The sequence below is a fragment of the Streptomyces litmocidini genome (assembly GCF_014649755.1).
GTDB classification, from domain to species: domain Bacteria; phylum Actinomycetota; class Actinomycetes; order Streptomycetales; family Streptomycetaceae; genus Streptomyces; species Streptomyces litmocidini.
The window spans coordinates 223,883-245,022 of the sequence record NZ_BMTQ01000005.1 but is presented as its reverse complement, the minus strand read 5'-3'; the positions used below and the strand labels follow the sequence as shown (position 1 = coordinate 245,022).

General features: G+C 73.3%; 17 protein-coding genes and 1 tRNA gene. 11 read left to right on the top strand and 7 right to left on the bottom strand.

Annotated features, from left to right (window positions below):
- The first annotated feature begins 258 nt into the window (after nucleotides 1-258).
- The gene (locus tag IE180_RS13350) at nucleotides 259-684 is read left to right on the top strand and encodes a ribonuclease domain-containing protein (RefSeq protein ID WP_190157068.1); all 426 of its coding nucleotides are present in this window, start codon (nucleotides 259-261) and stop codon (nucleotides 682-684) included.
- A 15-nt stretch (nucleotides 685-699) separates the two neighbouring features.
- Here IE180_RS13350 and IE180_RS37185 read toward each other — a convergent pair whose 3' ends face one another.
- On the bottom strand, nucleotides 700-2,169 hold the full coding sequence (locus tag IE180_RS37185; RefSeq protein WP_190157067.1) for an ankyrin repeat domain-containing protein: 1,470 nt from the start codon (nucleotides 2,167-2,169) through the stop codon (nucleotides 700-702).
- Nucleotides 2,170-2,238: 69 nt separating this feature from the next.
- On the bottom strand, nucleotides 2,239-3,123 hold the full coding sequence (locus IE180_RS13340) for a hypothetical protein (protein WP_190157066.1): 885 nt from the start codon (nucleotides 3,121-3,123) through the stop codon (nucleotides 2,239-2,241).
- Between the two features lie 191 nt (nucleotides 3,124-3,314).
- Here IE180_RS13340 and IE180_RS13335 point away from each other — a divergent pair, with 191 nt between their 5' ends.
- Complete coding sequence (locus IE180_RS13335; RefSeq protein ID WP_190157372.1) at nucleotides 3,315-4,082, top strand: S1 family peptidase; 768 nt, start codon at nucleotides 3,315-3,317, stop codon at nucleotides 4,080-4,082.
- A 98-nt stretch (nucleotides 4,083-4,180) separates the two neighbouring features.
- On the opposite strand, the gene IE180_RS13330 is transcribed toward IE180_RS13335, so the two are convergent.
- On the bottom strand, nucleotides 4,181-5,926 hold the full coding sequence (locus tag IE180_RS13330) for a glycoside hydrolase family 35 protein (protein ID WP_190157065.1): 1,746 nt from the start codon (nucleotides 5,924-5,926) through the stop codon (nucleotides 4,181-4,183).
- Nucleotides 5,927-6,007: 81 nt separating this feature from the next.
- On the opposite strand from IE180_RS13330, the gene IE180_RS13325 reads away from it, so the two are divergent.
- The 6 genes from IE180_RS13325 (at nucleotide 6,008) to IE180_RS13300 (ending at nucleotide 14,145) form a co-directional block, all read left to right on the top strand.
- Entirely contained in the window at nucleotides 6,008-6,895 is an 888-nt protein-coding gene (locus IE180_RS13325; protein WP_190157064.1) for a helix-turn-helix transcriptional regulator, read from the top strand.
- Between the two features lie 11 nt (nucleotides 6,896-6,906).
- Nucleotides 6,907-7,230, top strand: coding sequence for a chorismate mutase (locus IE180_RS13320; RefSeq protein ID WP_123451275.1), 324 nt, complete (start codon nucleotides 6,907-6,909; stop codon nucleotides 7,228-7,230).
- Nucleotides 7,230-8,216, top strand: a complete 987-nt coding sequence (locus tag IE180_RS13315) for an asparaginase (RefSeq protein WP_190157063.1) — start codon at nucleotides 7,230-7,232, stop codon at nucleotides 8,214-8,216. The genes IE180_RS13320 and IE180_RS13315 overlap by 1 nt, the downstream gene beginning before the upstream one ends.
- Nucleotides 8,217-8,267: 51 nt before the next feature.
- Nucleotides 8,268-10,751, top strand: coding sequence for an aminopeptidase N (pepN, locus tag IE180_RS13310; RefSeq protein WP_190157062.1), 2,484 nt, complete (start codon nucleotides 8,268-8,270; stop codon nucleotides 10,749-10,751).
- Nucleotides 10,752-11,359: 608 nt separating this feature from the next.
- Nucleotides 11,360-12,736 carry a pyridoxal phosphate-dependent decarboxylase family protein gene (locus IE180_RS13305; RefSeq protein WP_190157061.1) on the top strand — a complete coding sequence of 459 codons (1,377 nt, stop codon included), beginning with the start codon at nucleotides 11,360-11,362 and terminating at the stop codon, nucleotides 12,734-12,736.
- Nucleotides 12,733-14,145, top strand: a complete 1,413-nt coding sequence (locus IE180_RS13300; RefSeq protein ID WP_190157060.1) for a lysine N(6)-hydroxylase/L-ornithine N(5)-oxygenase family protein — start codon at nucleotides 12,733-12,735, stop codon at nucleotides 14,143-14,145. The genes IE180_RS13305 and IE180_RS13300 overlap by 4 nt, the downstream gene beginning before the upstream one ends.
- Nucleotides 14,146-14,170: 25 nt before the next feature.
- Here IE180_RS13300 and IE180_RS13295 read toward each other — a convergent pair whose 3' ends face one another.
- Nucleotides 14,171-15,970: a bifunctional metallophosphatase/5'-nucleotidase gene (locus tag IE180_RS13295; RefSeq protein WP_190157059.1), complete on the bottom strand. Its 1,800-nt coding sequence runs from the start codon at nucleotides 15,968-15,970 to the stop codon at nucleotides 14,171-14,173.
- Nucleotides 15,971-16,095: 125 nt separating this feature from the next.
- Between IE180_RS13295 and IE180_RS13290 the strand changes: the two genes are divergently transcribed.
- Complete coding sequence (locus IE180_RS13290; RefSeq protein WP_190157058.1) at nucleotides 16,096-16,770, top strand: SIMPL domain-containing protein; 675 nt, start codon at nucleotides 16,096-16,098, stop codon at nucleotides 16,768-16,770.
- A gap of 146 nt (nucleotides 16,771-16,916) precedes the next feature.
- Complete coding sequence (pyk, locus tag IE180_RS13285; protein WP_190157057.1) at nucleotides 16,917-18,344, top strand: pyruvate kinase; 1,428 nt, start codon at nucleotides 16,917-16,919, stop codon at nucleotides 18,342-18,344.
- A gap of 86 nt (nucleotides 18,345-18,430) precedes the next feature.
- On the opposite strand, the gene IE180_RS13280 is transcribed toward pyk, so the two are convergent.
- Nucleotides 18,431-18,503 (bottom strand) — tRNA-Leu (locus IE180_RS13280).
- A gap of 115 nt (nucleotides 18,504-18,618) precedes the next feature.
- Between IE180_RS13280 and IE180_RS13275 the strand changes: the two genes are divergently transcribed.
- Complete coding sequence (locus tag IE180_RS13275; RefSeq protein ID WP_190157056.1) at nucleotides 18,619-19,272, top strand: ANTAR domain-containing response regulator; 654 nt, start codon at nucleotides 18,619-18,621, stop codon at nucleotides 19,270-19,272.
- A 76-nt stretch (nucleotides 19,273-19,348) separates the two neighbouring features.
- Here the strand turns inward: IE180_RS13275 and IE180_RS13270 are convergent, their stop codons facing one another.
- Together IE180_RS13270 and IE180_RS13265 are read right to left on the bottom strand one after the other, a co-directional pair.
- A complete protein-coding gene (locus IE180_RS13270) occupies nucleotides 19,349-20,065 on the bottom strand; it encodes an ABC transporter ATP-binding protein (protein ID WP_190157055.1) in 717 nt (238 codons plus the stop codon).
- Nucleotides 20,062-21,135, bottom strand: a complete 1,074-nt coding sequence (locus tag IE180_RS13265; protein WP_190157054.1) for an ABC transporter ATP-binding protein — start codon at nucleotides 21,133-21,135, stop codon at nucleotides 20,062-20,064. The genes IE180_RS13270 and IE180_RS13265 overlap by 4 nt, the downstream gene beginning before the upstream one ends.
- Nucleotides 21,136-21,140: the final 5 nt, after the last annotated feature.

Below are 21,140 nucleotides of genomic sequence, written 5' to 3'. Positions count from 1 at the left end.
AGCAGCCGCGGGGGCCGAACGGGAGGGGCGCGCGGGATTCGATCGGCGGGTCGCCCCGAGGGCCGCCACTCCGCGAGGCGCGAGGACGGGGCCGGCGGACGGTGAGGCCCCCCGAAGGGCGGTGGGCGCCAGGCCCCCGACGGGCCCGGTGCACGCCGTCCACGGGATCCGCACGTTGGGGAGGAACCGGTTGACGTCCGTGGAACTGAAGGCCGTTGGGGTTCCCCCGGGGGGTCTACGCGCGTCATCATCGCAGCCATGCGAATCCCCCCTCGATTCACCCTCGCCGGCGGTGTCGCCACCGCCCTCCTCTCCACCCTCCTCCTCGGCGCCCCGGCCACCGCCGCACCGGCCCCCGCGCCCGTCGCCGCCGTGTCCCCGGTCGCGGCGGTCTCGTCCGTCGGGGCCGTCTGCTACTCCGACCTGCCCGCCCAGGCGTACGACACCCTGAGGCTGATCGACGCCGGCGGCCCCTTCCCGTACAGCCAGGACGGTGCCGTCTTCCAGAACCGGGAGGGCGTCCTCCCCACCCACTCGTACGGCTACTACCACGAGTACACGGTGAAGACCCCGGGCGTCTCCACCCGTGGCGCCCGCCGCATCGTGACCGGCGGCACGGCCGACGAGGACTACTACACCTCCGACCACTACGCCACGTTCGACCTCATCGACCACGCCTGCTGACCCCCGGTCAGGACGTCAGGCGCGGCGCGGGGTCGTCCACTCCAGGCGGGTCCTCACCCGTGGGTCGCGGACGTGCTCCAGGGCGGCGAGCGCCGTCTCGCGCGGTGCTCCGTCCGCCTCCCCGTCCGCGAGGATCGACGCCAGCGCGTCGACGGCGCGCGGATCCTGACGGATCGCGAGCCCCCGCGCCGCCTCCGCCGCGGTCTCCGGATCGGAGTCGCCGAGCCGCTCGGCGAGCCCCTCCCGTACGAGCGGGGTGTCGTCGGGCAGCTCGGCGAGCGCCAGCGTCGCCCAGTCCCGCACCCGGGGGTCGCCGTCCCGGCTCAGCGTGAGCAGCACCCCGAGAGCCTCGACGTGCCCGGCCGGCACGATCCCGGCGAGGGCCGCCGCGACGGCCCGGCGCACCACCGCGTCGGGATGCCCGGCCGCCGCGAGCAGTTCGGGCACGGCGGCCGCGTCCGCGCACTCCCCGAGGGCGAGGACCGCCGAGAGCAGCGGCTCCCGCGCCGGGGGCACCGCCTCCGCCGCCAGGCGCCGCAGGACCGGGACCGCGCTCGGGCCGAAGCCCGGCAGCGCGCCGAGCACCCGTGCGCCGAGCGCCCGGCGCAGCGGATCGCGGTAGGCGCACCACCCGGCCGCCGCCACGAACGTCTCCTCGTCGGCCCGGCCGGCCAGTTCGGCCACCGCCGTCGTCCAGTCGTCGAGCTCCGGATCGCCGCGCCGCAGCGCCCGCGCCGCGAGCTCCTCGTGCGGGGTGCGCAGTCCGAGCGCCGCCTCCAGGAGCGTGGCGATCGCCGCGTGCCCGGTTCCCCGGTCGTCGCCGCGTCCGGGCGCCCCGTCCTCCCGCAGCAGTTCGACGACGACGGTGATCCCGCCGTCCTCCCGGATCCGCCGGACGGCCGCCTCGTACGTCTGTCCGCCCTCGTTCCCGGCGACGAGCCCGCGCCGCAGCTCGGCCGCGATGTCGACGCCGATCCACCGCCGTGCCTCCCGCAGGGCGGCCTCCCGGGCCCCCGCCCCGTGGTCGAGGAGCGCCCGCACGCAGCCGGTGGAGCCGCGCCGCGCGGCGGCGACGAGCGGGAGGATCCCGTCGGGTCCGGGCCGGTCCGGGTCGGCGCCGTGCTCCAGGAGGACCCGGGCGGTGTCGGCGTGGCCGAGGCGGAGGGCCCAGGCGAGGGCGGTGAAGCCGTACGCCTCCTCCTGGTCGGCCGCCGCGCCCGCCGCGAGCAGTGCCCGCACGACCTCGGTGTGTCCGCCGCAGGCCGCTCCGCACAGCGGCAGGTCCCCGTCGTCCTCGCCGCTGCCCCGGGCGGGGTCGGCCCCGGCGGCGAGCAGCACCCGCACGATGCCGGCCTCGTCGCCGACGGCCGCGCGGTACAGCGCGGTCTCCCCGTCCTCCCGGCCCTCGGGGTCCGCCCCGTCCCGCAGGAGCCGCACGGCCCCGTTCTCGTCCCCGTCCCGGATGGCGTCGAACAACGTGCTCATGCACCGACCCTGACCCGCCGTCGGCGTGCGGCGCAAATCGATTCGTGCGCCGCCGTGCGCGCCACCGCGTCAGGCCGCGCACTCCAGCACCGAGCCGCACACCCCGCACCGGGCCCGCAGGGTCCGTCCCGCCGGGACGCGCAGCCGCTGGCAGCAGACCGGGCAGGGGAAGGAGACGCCGGTCGCCGGGGCTCCGCCCCCGAAGGCGTACGGAGCGTCCTCGGGGGCCCGCCCCCTGCGCCGCTGCGAGGCGTACCGGCGGCGTTCGGCCCAGCCCGCCCCGGCGAGCGGCGGCGCGGTCCGCTCCCGCGCCGCCTCCGCCCGGCCGCGTACCCACGCCTCGTACGCCACGGCGCTGGTGAACCAGGGCGAGGGGTCCTCGCCGAAGACCTCGGCCCGCTTGGCGAGGACGTAGCCGAACTCCTCCGGGGTGAGGTAGCCGAGCTTCTGGCTCTCGACGCCGTCCTGCCGGTACGCGTCGAGCAGCAGCCAGCCGGCGCCCAGGTAGGCGGTGGTCACGTCGGTGAGGACCTCGTTCTCCGCGGTGGAGGGGAAGCCGAGGCCGAGCCGGTGCAGCAGGACGTGGGTGATCTCGTGGGCGAGGGCCGCGCCGATGTCCCTGCGGCGGGTGCGGAAGCGGTCGTTGAGGTCCACGAAGTACTCGGGTCCGGCCGTGAGCTCGACGGCCGCCGCGTGCTCCAGGGGGCGGAAGCTCACCACGATGCGCGCCTGGGGCAGCTGCAGGTGCCGGACGAGGGCGTGGGCCACCCGCTGGGAGCCGAGGTGGAGGTCCTCGTCGTCGTGGAGGACGACGTCGTCGGCGGTCACGCTGGCCGGGTAGCGGCGCACGCCGTCGGGGGAGAGGCGGCGGTAGAGCGCGGTGAGCGAGGCCCGCATCGTGGCGCGGTGCGGAAAGCCGTGGATGACACGGTCGGCCCCATGACGGTTCGGCATGCCCGATCCCCCTTCGCGTCCACTGTACGGTCCCCCCACCGGATCTGGCCGAAAAGGCTTTCTTGTGGTGCCGGTTGGGCGCTGCTCATAATCCGGACGTGCCTTGACGAGCGCATGTCATCGCGTGCATGTCATCCCTCCGTCGAGGCCGACCCCCCACGAGAGAAGGAAGACACGTGAAGCAGAACCGCATGGTCCGTGCCCTCCAGAAGCTGGCGGCCGCCGGCGCCGTCGTCCTGGCGGCCGTCAGCCTCCAGCCCACCACCGCCTCCGCCGCCCCCGCCCCCGTCGTCGGCGGCACCCGCGCCGCGCAGGGCGAGTTCCCCTGGATGGTCAGGCTCTCCATGGGCTGCGGCGGCTCCCTGATCACCCCTCAGGTCGTCCTCACCGCCGCCCACTGCGTGAGCGGCTCCGGCACCAACACCGGCATCACCGCCACCGCCGGAGTCGTGGACCTCCAGTCGAGCAGCGCCATCAAGGTCAAGTCCACCAAGGTCCTCCAGGCGCCCGGCTACAACGGCCAGGGCAAGGACTGGGCGCTGATCAAGCTCGCCACGCCGATCACCTCGCTGCCCAACCTGAAGATCGCCGAGACCACCGCGTACAACAGCGGCACCTTCACCGTCGCCGGCTGGGGAGCCGCCCGCGAGGGCGGGGCGCAGCAGCGCTACCTCCTCAAGGCGAACGTCCCGTTCGTCTCCGACGCCACCTGCCAGGCCGCCTACGGCAGCGACCTGGTCCCGGCCGAGGAGATCTGCGCCGGCTACAACCAGGGCGGGGTCGACACCTGCCAGGGTGACTCCGGCGGTCCCATGTTCCGCAAGGACGACGCCGGAGCCTGGGTCCAGGTCGGCATCGTGAGCTGGGGCGAGGGCTGCGCGCGGGCCGGCTACCCCGGCGTCTACACGGAGGTCTCGACCTTCGCCGCCGCGATCAAGTCGGCCGCGGCCACGCTGTAGCCGCCCGCCCTGAAAGGGCGCCCCGGAGCGGCCTCGGCTCCGGGGCGCCTTCACGCGCACGACGCCCTGCCCGCTGGGGAAGCACTCCCCGTGGGGCGTCAGAGGACGTCCAGCTCCACCGAGGACGGCCCCCCGCCCTCCAGCTCAAGGACCCACACCTCGTTCGCGCCCTCCCGCAGCACCGGCCCCGGCACGAACAGCGCCTCCTGCGGACCCGCCGACCAGTAGCGGCCCAGGCAGAAACCGTTCACCCACACGAAGCCCCGGGTCGCGCCCGGCAGCCGCAGCCGGGCGTCCCCGGCCCCGGCCACGGCAAGGACCCCCCGGTACAGGCCCGGGGCTTCCGCGACCGGGCCGAAGGGCACCCCGGCGACCGACTCCGTGCCGAAGGCGTCCAGGCGCAGCGCCCGGGCCCGTACTCCGTGCAGGTATTGCCGCTCGTGCCGTACGCCCCCGGTGATCCCCTTCGGCTCCGCGAGGCGCGGCCCGTAGTTGACCCGGCCGAGCGACTCCACCCACAGGTCCACGAGCGCCGGGCCCGCCACCGGCCCGGGAAGCGCCGCGTCCTCCTCGTCGAGGACCCCCGCCAGGCGTCCGTCGACGTACACCACGGCCCGGTCGCGCAGCCCCGTCACCCCCAGCGGGTACGGCTGCCGGGGGCCCGGCACCGCCACCCGGTAGCGGACCAGCCCCCGGTCCACCCCCAGTTCCTCGAAGGTCGGCGGCACCGGCGACACCGTCTCCTCGCCGCCGAGGACCTCCAGGACCCCGTCCAGCGGCGCCCACCCGTCCAGCACGCCGGAGACCGGCGCGCCGAGCCGGGCCGGCGGCTCCGGCACCTCCGGCAGCGGCCCCTCCGCGTACTCCGCGAGCACCTCGCGGAAGGCCCGGAACTTCTCCGTCGGCCGCCCCGCCTCGTCGACCGGCGCGTCGTAGTCGTACGAGGTCACCGTCGGCCGCAGCGGACCGTCGTGCAGCTCACCGTCCCGGTTCGCGCCCGCCCAGCCGCCGAAGTTCGTCCCGCCGTGCGCCATGTACACGTTGACCGAGGCCCCGCACTCCAGGACCTCCCGCAGCGCCGCCGCCGCGTCCCCCGCGTCCCGCACCGCGCGCGCCCGGCCCCAGTGGTCGAACCAGCCGCACCAGAACTCCATGCACATCAGCGGTCCCGACGGCTGGTGCCGCCGCAGCGTCGCGAAGCCCTCCCGCGCGCCCGAGCCGAAGTTCGCCGTCGCCAGCACCCCCGGCACCGAACCGCCCGTCAGCATGTGGTCCTCGGGCCCGTCCGAGGTGAACAGCGGCACGCCCACCCCGCAGTCCCGCAGCAGCCCCGCGACCCACTCCAGATAGCCCCGGTCGCTCCCGTAACTCCCGTACTCGTTCTCCACCTGCACCAGGACCACCGGCCCGCCCCGGTCGACCTGCCGCTCCACCACCTGCGGGAGCAGCCGCCGGAACCAGGCCTCCACCGGCGCCAGGAACTCCGGGTCCACGGTCCGCACCCGCCGGCCGAGCGGACCGGTCAGCCAGTGCGGAAGCCCGCCGTTCTCCCACTCGGCGCAGATGTACGGACCCGGGCGCACGATCGCCCGCATCCCGGCCCGCCCCACCGCGTCCAGGAACCGCCCGAGCGCGTCCGCGTCCACGTACCGGCCGGGCTCCGGCTCGTGCAGGTTCCACGGGACGTACGTCTCGACACAGTCGAGGCCCATCGCGCGCAGCATCCCGAGCCGGTGCTCCCAGTGCCCCTCGTGCACCCGGAAGTAGTGCAGCGCCCCCGAGAGCAACCGCACCGGCCGCCCGTCGAGCAGAAAGTCCTCGTCACCCACAGCGAACGTGCTCATGGCCCCACCCTCGCCCCCTGGCGGCGGCACGGTCCATGGACAAAGATCGTCGCAGTTTGGACGTTACGGAAAGGCCGGCGGATGTACCACACCTGGATGCGCTACTTCACGCCCAGCCCCGTCCACCACCGCCTCGGCCTCGTCTGCCTCGGCGTCGGACTCCAGCACGGCGCCCTGCCCACCGTCGGCCCGCGCACCCTCGACCACCACGTCGCCGTCGTCGTCTCCGCCGGCGGCGGCTGGTACCGGGGCCCCGACGGACGCCGCACCACCGTCACCGCCCCCGCCCTCCTCTGGCTCACCCCCGGCACCCCCCACCACTACGCCGCCGACCCCCGCACCGGCTGGGACGAGGCCTTCGTCGACTTCACCGGACCCGCCGCCGCCACCTACACCGAACTCGGCTACATCGAGCCCGACCGGCCCGTCGTCCCCCTCTCCGACGCCGCGCCCGCCCGCGCCGCCATCGGCCGGATCGCCCGCGCCGCCCGCCCCGGCAACCCCCTCCTGGAGGTCGAGACCGCCGCCGCCGTCCACGAACTGCTCGTCGCGCTGCGCCGGGCCCGCGCCGACACCAACGCCGACGGCGACCCCGTCCTCGCCGCCCTCGCCCGCGACGCCTTCCAGCCGCTCTCCGTCGCCGAGCACGCGGCCCGGCACGGCATGACCCCCGCCGAACTGCGCACCGTCGTCCGCCGCGCCGCCGGATGCAGCCCCAAGGACTACCTGCTCACCGTCCGCCTCGGCCGCGCCAAGGAGCTCCTCGCCGCCACCGAGCTGCCCGTCGCCGCCGTCGCCCGCCGCGTCGGCTACGACGACCCCGCCTACTTCTCCCGGCTCTTCACCCGCCGCGTCGGCACCGCGCCCATCCGGTTCCGCGAGCAGCAGGGAAGGACCGTGCACGGCGGGTGGAGCAACAGCGTTCCGGATCCCGAACACCCGCCCACGATCCTCCCGAGATCCGTCTAAGCTCGCAGGTCATGAGCGACACCAGCGACACCAGTGCCATCGATCCGGCCGTCACCGCCGAGCTGACCCGACTGCGCGAAAGCATCGACAACATCGACGCCGCGGTCGTGCACATGCTCGCCGAGCGCTTCAAGTGCACCCAGCAGGTCGGCGTCCTCAAGGCGAACCACCAGCTGCCGCCCGCCGACCCCGCCCGCGAGGCCCGCCAGATCGCCCGGCTGCGCGAACTCGCCGAGAGCGCGAAACTGGACCCGGCCTTCGCGGAGAAGCTCCTCAACTTCATCATCGCCGAGGTCATCCGGCACCACGAGACGATTGCGGACGGAGCACGCTGATGGGCCGCGTCACGGTCTTCACCCTCGGAGGCACCATCTCCGCCCGAGGCGGTGACGCAGCCCGCATGACCGGCCAGGAGGTCCTCGCCGGCCTCGGCGCCCCCGAGGACGTCGTCCTGCGGGACTTCCGCCGCGTCCCCAGCTCCACCCTCTCCTTCGAGGACCTCGCCGCCCTCGCCGACGAGGTGCGGGAAGCCGTCGCCGGCGGATCCGGCGTGGTCGTCGTCCAGGGCACCGACACCCTGGAGGAGACCGCCTTCCTCCTCGACCTGCTCTGCACCACCGAGCAGCCGATCGCCGTCACCGGCGCCATGCGCCGCCCCGACCTGCCCGGCGCCGACGGCCCCGCCAACCTCGCCGCCGCACTCGCCGTCGCCGCCGACCCCGCCTGCCGGAACCTCGGCGTCCTCGTCGTCCTCGCCGACGAGATCCACGCCGCCCGCCTCGCCCGCAAGACCCACACCACCTCCCTCGCCACCTTCGCCTCACCCGGCGCGGGGCCCCTCGGCACCGTCGTCGAGGGCCGGCCCCGGATCCTGCTCCGCCCCGCCGTCCCCGCCGCGCTCCGCCCGCTCACGCTCGACCCCTCCGTGCGCGTCGCCCTCGTGACCCTCTCCCTCGGCGACCGGGGCGAGCTCCTCGACGCCGTCGACGACCGCTTCCAGGGCCTCGTCGTCGCCGCCTTCGGCGGCGGACACGCCCCCGCCCCGCTCGTCGAACCCCTCGCCGCGCTCGCCCGGCGCATCCCGGTCGTCCTCGCCTCCCGCACCGGCGGCGGCGCGACCCTCACCGACACCTACCGCAGCCCCGGCTCCGAGCACGACCTGCTCCACCACGGACTGATCCCGGCCGGACCGCTCGACCCCGCCAAGGCCCGGATCCTGCTCCACACCCTGGTCTCCAGCGGCGCCGCGGGCCCCAGCGGCTACGACCGGCCCCGCATCACCGCAGCCTTCGCCCACCTGAACGGCTCCGGCCTGGCCTGAGCCCCCTACACCCCCTGCCCCGGGACGGAGCGATCGGGCAGCATAGGGCCCATGTCCGTACTGACGCGCGACGAAGCGCAGACCCGTGCCCAGCTCCTCGACGTCCACCACTACCGCGTGGACCTCGACCTCACCACCGGCGACGAGACCTTCGGGTCACGGAGCCTCATCCGCTTCACGGCCCGCGCCGCGGGGGACACCTTCGTCGAGCTCAAGCCCGAGACCCTCCACTCCGCCGAGCTCGACGGCGAGCCCCTCGACGTCACCGCCCTCGACGGCAACCGGCTCCCGCTGACCCTCACCGAGGGCGAGCACACCCTGCGCATCAGCACCACCATGCGGTACTCCCGCACCGGCGAGGGCATGCACCGCTTCACGGACCCCACCGACGGCGAGTCGTACGTCTACACCCAGCTCTTCATGGAGGACGTCCAGCGCGTCTTCGCCGCCTTCGACCAGCCCGACCTGAAGGCCGTCTTCGAACTGGGCGTCCGGGCCCCCGAGGGCTGGACCGTCCTCTCCAACGGCATCACCGAGCAGCAGTCCGACGGCCGCTGGCAGGCCGCCCCCACCCCGCTGCTCTCCACCTACTTCGTCTGCGTCGCCGCAGGCCCCTGGCACACGATCCGCACCGAGCACGCCGGCCTGCCCTTCGGCATCCACTGCCGCCGCTCCCTCGCCGCCCACCTCGACGCCGACGCCGACGAGATCCTCGCCGTCACCAAGGCCTGCTACGACCGCTACCACGAGAAGTTCGAGGAGCCCTACCCCTTCGACTCGTACGACCAGGCCTTCGTCCCCGAGTTCAACGCCGGCGCCATGGAGAACCCCGGACTCGTCACCTTCCGCGACGAGTTCGTCTTCCGCTCCGCCGTCACCGTCACCGAGCGCCAGACCCGCGCCATGGTCATCGCCCACGAGATGGCCCACATGTGGTTCGGGGACCTCGTCACCCTGCGCTGGTGGGACGACATCTGGCTGAACGAGTCCTTCGCCGAGTACATGGGCTTCCAGACCGTCAACGAGGCCTGCTCCGAGCTCTTCCCCGACACCTGGATCGACTTCGGCGTCACCCGCAAGGCCTGGGGGTACGAGGCGGACCAGCGCCCCTCCACCCACCCCGTCGCCCCCGATCCCGAGGCCGTCCCCGACACCGCCTCCGCCCTCCTCAACTTCGACGGCATCTCCTACGCCAAGGGCGCCTCCGCGCTCCGCCAGCTCGTCGCCTGGCTCGGCGAGAAGGACTTCCTCGCCGGCATCAACATCCACTTCAAGCGCCACAAGTTCGGCAACGCCACCCTCGCCGACTTCATCGACAATCTCGCCGCCGCCACCGACCGCGACGTCCACGCCTGGGCCGAACAGTGGCTGCGCACGACGGGCGTCGACACCCTCACCCCGCGCCTGACCGGCGAGGGAACCCACTGGCAGCTCCACGTCGACCGCGACGGCAGCCGCCCGCACCGGATCCAGGCCGGGATCTACGACCGGGAGCCCGACGGCGAACTCGTCCTGCGCGAGCGCCGCGAGCTCGACGTCCCGCAGGAGGCGCCCGCCGAACTGGGCGGCCCGCGCCCCGCCCTCGTCGTCCTCAACGACGGCGACCTCACCTACACCAAGCTCCGCTTCGACGAGGTCTCCCAGGAGACCGTCCTGCGCGGCCTCTCCCGCGTCCCCGACCCCCTGACCCGGGCCGTCGTCTGGAACGCGCTGCGCGACATGGTCCGCGACGGCGACCTCGCCCCCGCCGACTACCTGGAGGTCGCCCTCGCCCACCTGCCCGAGGAGACCGAACTCGCCCTCGTCCAGGGCATCCTCGGCTTCGCCCGCACCCAGATCGCCGACCGGTACGTCACCGGGGAGGAGCGCCCCGCCGCCCTCGCGACCATCGGCGAGATCGCCCGCGCCCTGCTGCGCCGCACCGAGGACGGCGAGGCGCCCGGACTGCGCCTCACCGCCGTCCGCGCCTGCATCGACAGCGCCACCACCCCCGACAAGATCGCCACCTGGCTCGACGAGGGCACCGTCCACGGCGGCCCGGAGCTCGACCCCGAGCTGCGCTGGCGGATCCTCGCCCGCCTCGCCGTCCTCGGCGCCACCGACGAGACCGTGATCGCGGCCGAACTGGAGCGGGACCCCAGCGCCACCGGCCAGGAGGGCGCGGCCCGCTGCCGGGCCGCCCTGCCGACGCCCGGGGCGAAGGCCGCGGCCTGGTCGTCCCTCTTCGACTCCGACGACCTCTCCAACTACCTCTTCACCGCCACCGCCCAGGGCTTCTGGCAGCCCGAACAGGCCGAGCTCGTACGGGAGTACGTGCCGCGCTTCTACGAGGCGGCCGTCGCGCTCGGCGACCGCCGGGGCCCCGCGATGGCCGAGGCCGCGGGCCGCCACGCCTTCCCGTCGTACGCGATCGACGAGGAGTCCCTGGCCCTGGGCGGGTCCCACCTCGCGGAGGACACCATGATCCCGGCCCTCCACCGCAAGCTGGTGGACCAGCTGGACGACCTGCGCAGGGCACTGCGCGTACGCGGCTAGGGGTCGAGCTGCCGGCCGGGCCGGGCCCGGCCGGCAGGACACCGCCCAGGGCCGTCCGGCGGATCGGACCGGGCCGGACGTCCGGTCCCAGCCGGTCGGCGCCGCGCGCACCGGGCACGCGGCGCCCGTCGGGTGGCCGTCGGCGCACCGGAGCAGGGCGAGGGCGCGCCGGCAGGCGGGGCTGTCGACGGCGATCCGGGCGACGGGGGCGCGGGTCGAGCAGCCGCACCCCCTCCGGGCCGTCGGGCGCGAAGGGCTGCGAGGCGACGCAGAGGTCCGCCTCCTGACCGCGCAGGCCGCGGGCCGTCTCCTCGGCGGCCCTCCGGTGGAGTCCGGCCTCGACGCCGGCGCGGGCCCGTTCGAACGCCCCGAGCGGTCCGGTCAGGGTGGGGAAGGCCTCCGAGGCCGGCCGTACGGGGCCGCCACCTCTTCCACCGACACGACGCGGAACACGAGGACATGGGCACGAGGGCCGACCCGGAGGCGACCTGACCTCCGGACCGCCACCGGCCCGCCCCCGCCCCGCATCCCGCCCCGCCGTCCCCCGTTCGGGTCACAGGACCCGACTCTCCGGACAAACCCCGGAAACCCCCGGCACCCTGTCGTCCATGCGTGCCGCACCCCCACCCCTCGCCGCCGACACCACCGCCCTGAGCCGTCTCCTCGGCACGGCCCTCGACGCCCTCGGGGAAGGAGCGCGGGCCAGGGGCGGCCCGCTCCCGGCGGGCGGCCCGGAGGCCGTGGCCCGGCGCGTGCGCGAGGCGCTGGGGGAGCCGCTTCCCGAGACGGGGCGGGGCCCCCAGGAGGCGCTCCGCACCCTCGTCCGGGTCCTGGCGGAGGGCGCCGCCGACCCCGCCGACCCCCTCTGCGCCGCCCATCTCCACACCCCGCCCCTCGCGCTCGCCGCGGCCGCCGATCTGGCCGCCTCCGCGCTGAACCCGTCGATGGACTCCTGGGACCAGGCGCCCGCGGCCTCCGCCCTGGAGGCCGAGGTCACGGCGGCGCTGGCCGCCGAGGTCTTCCCCGGCGCGGGAGCCCCCGACGCGCTCGTCACCACCGGCGGCACCGAGTCCAACCAACTCGCCCTGCTGCTGGCCCGGGAGCGGCACGGCGACGGGCTCAGGACCGTCGTCGGGGCCGGCGCCCACCACTCCTTCCGCCGCGCCGCCTGGCTCCTCGGCCTGCCGGAGCCGGTCGTCGTGCCCACGCCGAGCGGAACGATGGACCCGGAGGCCCTCCGCGAAGCCCTGGCCGGCGCGGGCGAAGGGCCCGTCCTCGTCGCCGCCACCGCCGGCACCACCGACGAGGGCCTGGTCGATCCGCTCCCGGAGATCGCCGAGGTGTGCGCCGGCGCCCGCGCCGAACTCCACGTCGACGCCGCGTACGGCGGTCCCGTCCTCTTCAGCCGTACGCACCGCCGGCTCCTCGACGGCCTCGACCGGGCCCGTACCGTCACCGTCGACCTGCACAAGCTCGGCTGGCAGCCGGCCGCGGCGGGACTCCTCGCCGTACGCGACGCCGCCGACCTCACCGTCCTCGGCCACACCGCCGACTACCTCAACGCCGACGACGACACCGAGGCCGGCCTCCCCGATCTGCTCGGCCGCTCCCTGCGCACCACCCGCCGCCCCGACGTCCTCAAGACCGCCGTCACCCTCCGCGCCCTGGGCCGCACCGGCCTCGGCGCGCTCGTCGACCGGTGCATGGACCTCGCCCAGGACCTCGCCGACCGGGTGGAGAAGGCCCCCGGCCTGGACCTCAAGGACCGGCCCACGCTCACCACCGTCCTCTTCCGGCCGTCCGGCGCCACCGACGAGGCCGTCGCGGCGATCCGCCGCACCCTCCTCGCCGAGGGCCGGGCCGTCCTCGGCCGGGCGAAGGCCGACGGCCGCCTCTGGCTCAAGGCCACCCTGCTCAACCCCCACGCCACCCCCGGCGACCTGGACCGGATCCTCACCCTCGTGGAAGGCAGCGCGCACCGATGACCGGCGACACCCCCCAGCAGGACCCCGATCAGCCCCACGACCTGGTGGGCGTCGGCATCGGCCCCTTCAACCTCTCGCTCGCCGCCCTCGCGGACGGCGTCCCCGGCGGCCTCGCCGCCACCTTCTACGAGCAGCGGCCGGCCTTCCACTGGCACCCCGGGCTGCTCCTCGACGGAGCCACCCTCCAGGTCCCCTTCCTGGCCGACCTGGTGACCCTCGCCGACCCCGCCAGCCCCTGGACCTTCCTCAACTACCTGAAGAGCCGCGAGCGCCTCTTCCCCTTCTACTTCGCCGAGAAGTTCCACATCCACCGCGCCGAGTACGACGCCTACTGCCGCTGGGTCAGCGAGCGGCTCCCCGGACTCCGCTTCGGCCACCAGGTCGACTCCGTCCGCTGGAACCCGGAGCGGCGGCTGTTCGAGGTCGACTTCACCCAGGTCGACCCGGAGGGCGAGGCCGAGGCCCTGGGCCGCGCCTACACCCGGAACGTCGTCCTGGGCGTCGGCACGGAGCCGTACGTCCCCGAGCCGCTCCGGCCGCTGGCCGACGCCCCCGGCGTCCCGGTGATCCACTCCGCCGACTACCTGGCCCACCGCGAGTCGCTGCTGCGCGCCGGTCACGTCACCGTCATCGGCTCCGGCCAGTCCGGTGCCGAGGTCTTCCTCGACCTGCTCCGCGCCCGCCCCGCCGGGGCCGAGCGGATCCACTGGCTGGCCCGGACCGAGGCCTTCGCCCCCATGGAGTACTCCAAGCTCGGCCTGGAGCACTTCACCCCCGACTACACCCGCTACTTCCACGCCCTGCCCGAGCCGGTGCGCGGCGAACTCGTCCCCCGTCAGTGGCAGTTGCACAAGGGGATCGACGCGGACACCATCGCCGCCATCCACGACGAGCTCTACCGCCGCACCCTGCACGGCGGCTGGCCCGACGCCGTCCTCACCCCCGGCGTCCGGGTCCGCACCGCGGGGCGGGTCGCCACCACCCAGGTCGAGCTGCACCTCGAACACGTCCAGCAGTCCACCCGCTCCCGGCTCACCACCGACGCCGTCGTCCTCGCGACCGGTTACCGGGAGCGCCCGGTGGACCGGATGCTCGCCGGGCTCGACCCGTACCTGCGCCACGACTCCGCCGGGCGCCCCCGGATCGACGAGCGGTACCGCCTGGTCCTCGACCCCTCCGTCACGGGGGCGGTGTACGTCCAGAACGCCGAGCGCCACACCCATGGCGTCGGCGCCCCCGACCTGGGCCTGGCGGCCTGGCGCAGTGCGACGATCCTCAACTCGGTCACCGGCAAGGAGCCGTACCCGCTGCCGCGCCGCACCGCCTTCACCAGCTTCGGCCTGGACGCGCGAGAGGCGCCGGGCATCCCGGCCCAGGGCCGGAAGCTGACGCCTCTCGTACAGCAGTAGGAACGGGAAGACCCGGCAGGGGGAACTAGAAGACCGGCACGCCGTCCCGGGTCAGCTTCCAGTCCACCGACGCGAAGAGACCCGGGTCGACCGTGCCCTTCGCCTTCACCCACTGGATGATGGTGTTGCGGATCTCGTCCGAGTTGGCCCACAGCTGCTCGGCCTTGGCGACGTGCGGGAAGGCGCCGCCGCCGCTGGCGCGGTAGTTGTTGACCGCGAGGACGAACTTCGCCGCCGGGTCGAGCGGCCTGCCCTCGAAGGCCAGGTTCACGATCCGCTGCCCGACCGGCTTCGCGATGTCGATGTCGTAGGTCAGGCCCGAGACGGCGTCGTAGTTGTAGTCCGGGGTGTTGTCCGCGTTGGTGAGCTTCGCGGTGTCGACGGGCGCGCCCGCCGGGGTCAGGACGTAGTACCTCGCCGAGTACTCCAGGTAGTCCTTCAGCTGGGCGCCGGTCAGCAGACGGGCCTCCAGCGTGTTCTCGAAGGGGTAGAGGCCGGCGGCGTCCTTGATGCTGATCTCCCCGGCGGGGATCCGGGCGGTGCGCGAGAAGCAGGAGGCCTGCGAGAGGACGGGCAGACCGGCGTACGCGCCGCCCGCGAGGGCCGCCTTCACCGTCTCGGCCTGGACGACGTTGATCAGGTCGATGATCGGCTCGTCCTTCCAGGGCGCGTCGGCCGTCGTCATGGCCGCCGTGGAGGTGCCGATGACCTGGTTGACGTACGCGACGACCTTCTTGTGCTCGTCGGCGAGCAGTCCGGTGATCTCCGGGTCCTCGGCGACCGTGTTGGAGTTGAGGACCTGGGCGCCGACCTTCTCGACCACCCAGCGGCCCTTCTCCCACACCAGGTCGAAGTCGAAGAGGGTGAGGCGCTGGCCCCACTTCAGGGGCTCGGACAGGACGACGTCCTTGCCGGTCTCCTTGTTCGCGACCTTGTACTCGGGGATCTCGGTGTGGGCGTGGCCCACGAGGATCGCGTCGATGCCGGGGACCTGCTCGGCGACGAGCGCGGCGGCGTTCTCGACGTACGGGAGCTGGTCGCCGTACGAGGAGGTGCCGGAGGAGCCGGAGTGGGCGGAGACGACCACGACGTCGGCGCCCATGGAGCGCAGCTTCGGCACCCACTTCGCGGCCTGCTCCTCCAGACCGGGGAAGACCATCCTGCCGGTGACGTTCGCCTTGTCCCAGATGGCGATGCCCGGGTTGGTCAGGCCGAGCACCGCGACCTTGACGTCCTTGCCGTGCGGGGTGCGCAGGCAGTGCATGCTGTACGGGGCGAAGGCCGGGCGCAGGGACTTGGCGTCGAGCGCGTTGGCGCCGAGCAGCGGGAAGTCGCACTGCTCCTCGAACTTCCGCAGCACCGGGATGCCGTAGTTGAACTCGTGGTTGCCGAGTGCGGCGGCGTCGTAGCCGATGGCGTTCATGGCCTGGGCCATGGGGTGGACCGGGCCGTCGGTCCGGGTGATCGGGTCGACCTTGGCGTAGTAGTACGAGAGCTGGGTGCCCTGGATGGTGTCGCCGGCGTCGATGAGCAGGGTGTTGCGGCGGCCCTTCGCGGCGCGGACCTGGTTCACCAGGGTGGAGATCTTGGCGAGGCCGACGTCGTTGTGCGCCTTGTCGTCGAACTCCTTGTCCGTGAAGTAGTCCCAGTTGAAGACGTTGCCGTGCAGGTCGGTGGTGCCCATCACGGTGAAGGAGTACCGCTTCTGCGGACGCGGGCGGCCGGGGCCGGCGGCCTCGGCGGGAACGGCGACGGCTCCGGCGACGGCCACTCCGGCCCCGGCGGCGGCCGAGCGCTCCAGGAACGTCCTGCGGTTCAGCGGCATGTGTTTCTCCCCTTGTGGTTCTGTCGACGCGTGCGCCGGCCACGGCGCACAACGCGCGTAGATTCTGGCTCAGACCGCACTGTCGCAACAGCCCTTTCGGGTTACGGAGTGGGAAAGTGTTCGGCATGACACAGCCACATCCCACCCCCGAGGCACCCCAGGTGACGGTCCGCGGCGAGGGCCGCCTGGAGGTGGAGCCGGAGCTGGCGCGGATCGGCGTGACGGTACGGGCCGGGGGCACCGACCGGGCCTCGGTGCTCGCCGCCCTGACGGGCCGTAACGCCGAGGCGATCGCCCTCCTCAAGTCCTGTGGCGAGGCCGTCGCCGCGCTGGAGACGGGCGCCCTGTCCGTCAGCCCCGAGCCGGCCCGGCACGGCCGCGGCGAGCGGGTGCGCGGCTACCGGGGCTGGGTGCACCTGTCGGCCGAGCTGACCGATTTCACCGCCCTCGGCGAGCTGGTCACGCACCTCGCCGACCTGGAGTGGACCCAGGTGGACGGCCCCTGGTGGTCGCTGCGTCCGGACTCCCCGGCGCACGCGGAGGCGCGCCGGCGGGCCGTGCGGGACGCGGTGCGCCGGGCGCGCGAGTACGCGGAGGCGCTCGGCACCTCCCTGGTGGCGCTCCTCGAACTCTCCGACACCGGACTCGCCCCGGGGATGCCGGCTCCGGCCGGCGGAATGCGCATGGCCTTCGCCGCCGAGGCGGTGGAGGCGCCCGCTCCGCTGGACCTCGAACCCCAGCGGCAGACGGTCACCGCGGAGGTCGCGGCACGGTTCACGATGGAGCCGCCCGCACTCTGAGACGAACGGCCTTTCGGCCCGTAACCCGCTCATCGGAGCAACCCGCCGCACAGATTCAAGACTTGTCAACAACCTTTCACGGAAAGGTTGTTGAGTAGTCATGCCGGGCGCCTTCGCTACCCGCTGGTAAGCCCTAGGCTCGCCTCATGCGCCGAGCGAAAATCGTTTGTACCCTTGGGCCCGCCACCGAAACATACGACCAGATCAAGGCGTTGATCGAGGCCGGAATGGACGTGGCCCGCTTCAACCTCAGCCACGGCAGCTACGCCGATCACGAGAAGCGCTACCAGCACGTCCGTGAGGCCTCCGACGAGACCGGCCGCAGCGTCGGCGTCCTCGCCGACCTTCAAGGCCCGAAGATCCGTCTCGGCCGCTTCCGCGAGGGGCCCGTACTCCTTGAACGCGGCGACGAGTTCACCATCACCGTCGAGCCCGTGGAGGGCGACCGCCGGCAGTGCGGCACCACCTACTCCGGCCTCGCCGAGGACGTGACCGCGGGCGAGTTCGTCCTCGTCGACGACGGCCGCGTCACCCTGGAGGTCACCTCCGTCGAGGGCCCCCGCGTGCACACCCGCGTCATCGAGGGCGGCATGGTCTCCGACCACAAGGGCCTCAACCTGCCCGGTGTCGCCGTCTCCGTCCCGGCCCTCTCCGAGAAGGACGTCGAGGACCTGCGCTGGGCGCTGCGCACCGGTGCCGACGTCATCGCCCTCTCCTTCGTCCGCAGCGCCCGGGACATCGAGGACGTGCACCGGATCATGGACGAGGAGGGCCGCAGGCTCCCCGTCATCGCCAAGATCGAGAAGCCGCAGGCCGTCGAGAACATCGAGGAGATCGTCGCCGCCTTCGACGGCATCATGGTCGCCCGCGGCGACCTGGGCGTCGAGATGCCGCTCGAACAGGTGCCGATCGTCCAGAAGCGCGCGGTGAAGCTGGCCAAGCGCAACGCCAAGCCGGTCATCGTCGCCACCCAGATGCTCGACTCGATGATCGACAACTCCCGCCCCACGCGCGCCGAGGCGAGCGACGTGGCGAACGCGGTCATCGACGGCACCGACGCCGTGATGCTCTCCGGCGAGACCAGTGTGGGCCGCTACCCGATCGAGACGGTCCGCACCATGAGCCGGATCGTCGAGGCCGCGGAGGAGGACGTCCTCGCCAAGGGCCTGCCCCCGCTGACCGAGCGGAACAAGCCCCGCACCCAGGGCGGCGCCGTGGCCCGCGCGGCCGCCGAGATGGGCGACTTCCTGGGCGCCAAGTTCCTCGTGGCCTTCACCCAGTCCGGCGACACGGTCAAGCGGCTCTCCCGCTACCGCTCGCCGATCCCGCTGCTCGCCTTCACCCCGGACCCGGCGACCCGCTCCCAGCTCAACCTCACCTGGGGCGTCGAGACCTTCCTCGGGCCGTCCGTGGACTCCACGGACGCGATGGTGGCCCAGGTCGACGAGGAGCTGCTGCGGATCGGCCGCTGTCGGCCGGGCGACGTCGTGGTCATCACGGCCGGTTCCCCGCCGGGCGTCGCCGGCACCACGAACCTGGTCCGGGTGCATCACATCGGCGAGCCGCTGACCTAGGGGGACCGAAGGGGTGTCGAGGGGGCGTCGACGGGGGCGGAGCTTGATCACCCCGTCCGTCTCAAACCTTGGAATCAAAGGTAAAGTGCCCCGGGTGGGATTCGAACCCACGCTGTATGGTGTTTGAGACCACTGCCTCTTCCGCTGGGCTACCGGGGCATCCTTCGAAACGAAGGTCGGTGATCACCCGCCGTGTCCCTACCTTACAGGAGGTGGGTAGGCTCATGGGGAGCTGTATCCGCCTCGGAACGAGGCCATCGAACGAGGAGCCCGCGTGACTGCCCCCGAGTCGCCCCAGCCCGCTGACGACGCCGAAGCGTCGCACGTCCCGCCGCTGACGACCCGCGTCGTCATCGCCGAGGACGAGGCCCTCATCCGTCTCGACCTCAAAGAGATGCTGGAGGAAGAGGGCTACACGGTCGTCGGCGAGGCCGGCGACGGCCAGAAGGCCGTCGAACTCGCCCGTGAGCACCGCCCCGACCTCGTCATCCTCGACGTGAAGATGCCCGTCCTCGACGGCATCTCCGCCGCCGAGAAGATCGCCGGCGAGTCCATCGCCCCGGTCCTCATGCTCACCGCCTTCTCGCAGCGCGAGCTCGTCGAGCGGGCCCGGGACGCCGGCGCCATGGCCTACCTGGTGAAGCCCTTCAGCAAGAGCGACGTGGTGCCGGCCATCGAGATGGCCGTCTCCCGCTTCGCCGAGCTCCGCGCCCTGGAGCAGGAGGTCGCCGACCTCTCCCAGCGCCTGGAGACCCGCAAGCTCGTCGACCGCGCCAAGTCGATCCTGCAGACCCAGTACGGCCTGACGGAGCCGGCCGCGTTCCGCTGGATCCAGAAGACCTCGATGGACCGCCGCATGTCGATGCAGCAGGTCGCCGAGGCCGTCATCGAGGACGCCGAGGAGAAGAAGGCGGCCAAGGGCCAGTAGCCCGTCACGCACATGAGAGGAGGCCCGCCCCGCGCGATGCGGGGCGGGCCTCCTCTCATGTGCGTGACGGGTGGTGCTACTCCTCGCCGAGGTACGTCTTGCGGACGTCGTCGTTCACGAGCAGGTCCCGGCCGGTGCCGGACAGCTTCATCGTGCCGACCTCCAGGACGTAACCCTGGTCCGCGAGGGAGAGGGCGGCCTGCGCGTTCTGCTCGATGAGCAGGATCGTCATGCCCTCGGACTTCAGCGTCGCGATGGTCTCCATGATCTTCTGCATCATGATCGGGGAGAGACCCATCGAGGGCTCGTCCAGCATCAGCAGCTTGGGCCGGGACATCAGCGCCCTGCCCATCGCCAGCATCTGCTGCTCACCGCCGGAGAGGGTGCCCGCCGCCTGCTTGCGGCGCTCGCCCAGGATCGGGAAGAGGTCGTAGGACTTCTGGATGTCCTTCTCGATCCCGTCCTTGTCCTTGCGGAGGAAGGCGCCGAGCCGGAGGTTCTCCTCGATGGTCAGCCGGGGGAAGATGTGCCGGCCCTCGGGGGAGTGCGCGAGGCCCAGCGAGACCACCTTGTGGGCCGGGATGCCGTTGAGCACCTGGCCGTCGAAGACGACCTTGCCCGAGGTGGGCTTGAGCAGGCCGGAGAGGGTCCGCAGGGTCGTGGTCTTGCCGGCGCCGTTGGTGCCGATCAGGGCGACGACCTGGCCCGCCTCGACGGAGAAGGAGATGCCCTTGACGGCCTCGATCTTGCCGTAGGCGACCCTGAGGTCCTCGACCTCCAGAAGCGCGGTCACTTGGAGTCTCCTTCGGTGGTGCTGTCCGCGTCGGCGGCCGGAGCCCCGTCGGCGGGGGTGTCGTCGGCGGGAGCGTCGCCGGCCTCTTCGGCTTCCGCCTCGGGGGCCTCTTCGGCCTCGTCGGCTTCCGCCGCGGGGGCCGCGTCGGCTTCGGCGGCGGCCTCTTCGGCGGTCTCCGCCTCGGCCTCGCCGGCCTCTTCGGCGGACTGGGTGGCCGCCTGCTCCGCGGCCTCGACCTCGGCCGCCTCCTCCGCGCCGGGCGCGTCCTCGTACGGCGTGCCCAGGTACGCGGCCACGACGCGCTCGTCGCCCTGGACGACCTCGGCCGTACCCTCGACGAGCTTCTCGCCCTGGACGAGGACGGCCACCCGGTCGCACAGCTTGAAGATGAACTTCATGTCGTGCTCGATGACCAGGACCGCGATGCCGAGGTCGCGGATCGCGAAGACGAGCTCCTCGGTGGTGCGGGTCTCGCTCTGGTTCATGCCGGCCGTCGGCTCGTCGAGCAGCAGCAGGCCCGGGTCGCTGGCGAGCGCGCGGGCGATCTCCAGCTTGCGCTGCTCGCCGTACGGCAGGTTGCGCGCCAGGTGCTCCGCCTTGTTCGCCAGACCCACGAACTCCAGGAGCTCCATGGCCCGCGCGTGCGAGGCGGCCTCCGCCTTCTTGAAGCCGGGGCCGCGCAGCAGCGCCGACCACAGGCCCTCCTTGGTCCGGGTGTGCCGTCCGACGAGGACGTTCTCCAGGACCGTCATGTTGGAGAAGAGGCGGATGTTCTGGAAGGTACGGGCGATGCCGGCCTGGGTCACCAGGTGCGGCTTCGGCGGCAGGACCGTCCCCTTGTAGCTGACCTGACCCTCGGTCGGGACGTACAGACCGGTCAGGCAGTTGAAGAAGGTGGTCTTGCCGGCGCCGTTCGGGCCGATCAGGCCGACGATCTCGCCCTCGCGGACGGTCAGGTCGACCCCGCGCACGGCGGTCAGACCGCCGAAGCGCATGGTGACGCCGCTGGCTTCCAGGACCGGCGCGGCCGTGACGGTGCCGGTGGCGGTTTCCGTGGTGGTGGTCGTCATGGTTC

What these genes read in the sequence shown, in the direction of transcription:
- IE180_RS13350 (WP_190157068.1), top strand. Translation starts at nt 259, where the DNA reads ATGCGAATCCCCCCTCGATTCACCCTCGCCGGCGGTGTCGCCACCGCC.
- IE180_RS37185 (WP_190157067.1), bottom strand. Translation starts at nt 2,169, where the DNA reads ATGAGCACGTTGTTCGACGCCATCCGGGACGGGGACGAGAACGGGGCC.
- IE180_RS13340 (WP_190157066.1), bottom strand. Translation starts at nt 3,123, where the DNA reads ATGCCGAACCGTCATGGGGCCGACCGTGTCATCCACGGCTTTCCGCAC.
- IE180_RS13335 (WP_190157372.1), top strand. Translation starts at nt 3,315, where the DNA reads ATGGTCCGTGCCCTCCAGAAGCTGGCGGCCGCCGGCGCCGTCGTCCTG.
- IE180_RS13330 (WP_190157065.1), bottom strand. Translation starts at nt 5,926, where the DNA reads ATGAGCACGTTCGCTGTGGGTGACGAGGACTTTCTGCTCGACGGGCGG.
- IE180_RS13325 (WP_190157064.1), top strand. Translation starts at nt 6,008, where the DNA reads ATGTACCACACCTGGATGCGCTACTTCACGCCCAGCCCCGTCCACCAC.
- IE180_RS13320 (WP_123451275.1), top strand. Translation starts at nt 6,907, where the DNA reads ATGAGCGACACCAGCGACACCAGTGCCATCGATCCGGCCGTCACCGCC.
- IE180_RS13315 (WP_190157063.1), top strand. Translation starts at nt 7,230, where the DNA reads ATGGGCCGCGTCACGGTCTTCACCCTCGGAGGCACCATCTCCGCCCGA.
- pepN (WP_190157062.1), top strand. Translation starts at nt 8,268, where the DNA reads ATGTCCGTACTGACGCGCGACGAAGCGCAGACCCGTGCCCAGCTCCTC.
- IE180_RS13305 (WP_190157061.1), top strand. Translation starts at nt 11,360, where the DNA reads ATGCGTGCCGCACCCCCACCCCTCGCCGCCGACACCACCGCCCTGAGC.
- IE180_RS13300 (WP_190157060.1), top strand. Translation starts at nt 12,733, where the DNA reads ATGACCGGCGACACCCCCCAGCAGGACCCCGATCAGCCCCACGACCTG.
- IE180_RS13295 (WP_190157059.1), bottom strand. Translation starts at nt 15,970, where the DNA reads ATGCCGCTGAACCGCAGGACGTTCCTGGAGCGCTCGGCCGCCGCCGGG.
- IE180_RS13290 (WP_190157058.1), top strand. Translation starts at nt 16,096, where the DNA reads ATGACACAGCCACATCCCACCCCCGAGGCACCCCAGGTGACGGTCCGC.
- pyk (WP_190157057.1), top strand. Translation starts at nt 16,917, where the DNA reads ATGCGCCGAGCGAAAATCGTTTGTACCCTTGGGCCCGCCACCGAAACA.
- IE180_RS13265 (WP_190157054.1), bottom strand. Translation starts at nt 21,135, where the DNA reads ATGACGACCACCACCACGGAAACCGCCACCGGCACCGTCACGGCCGCG.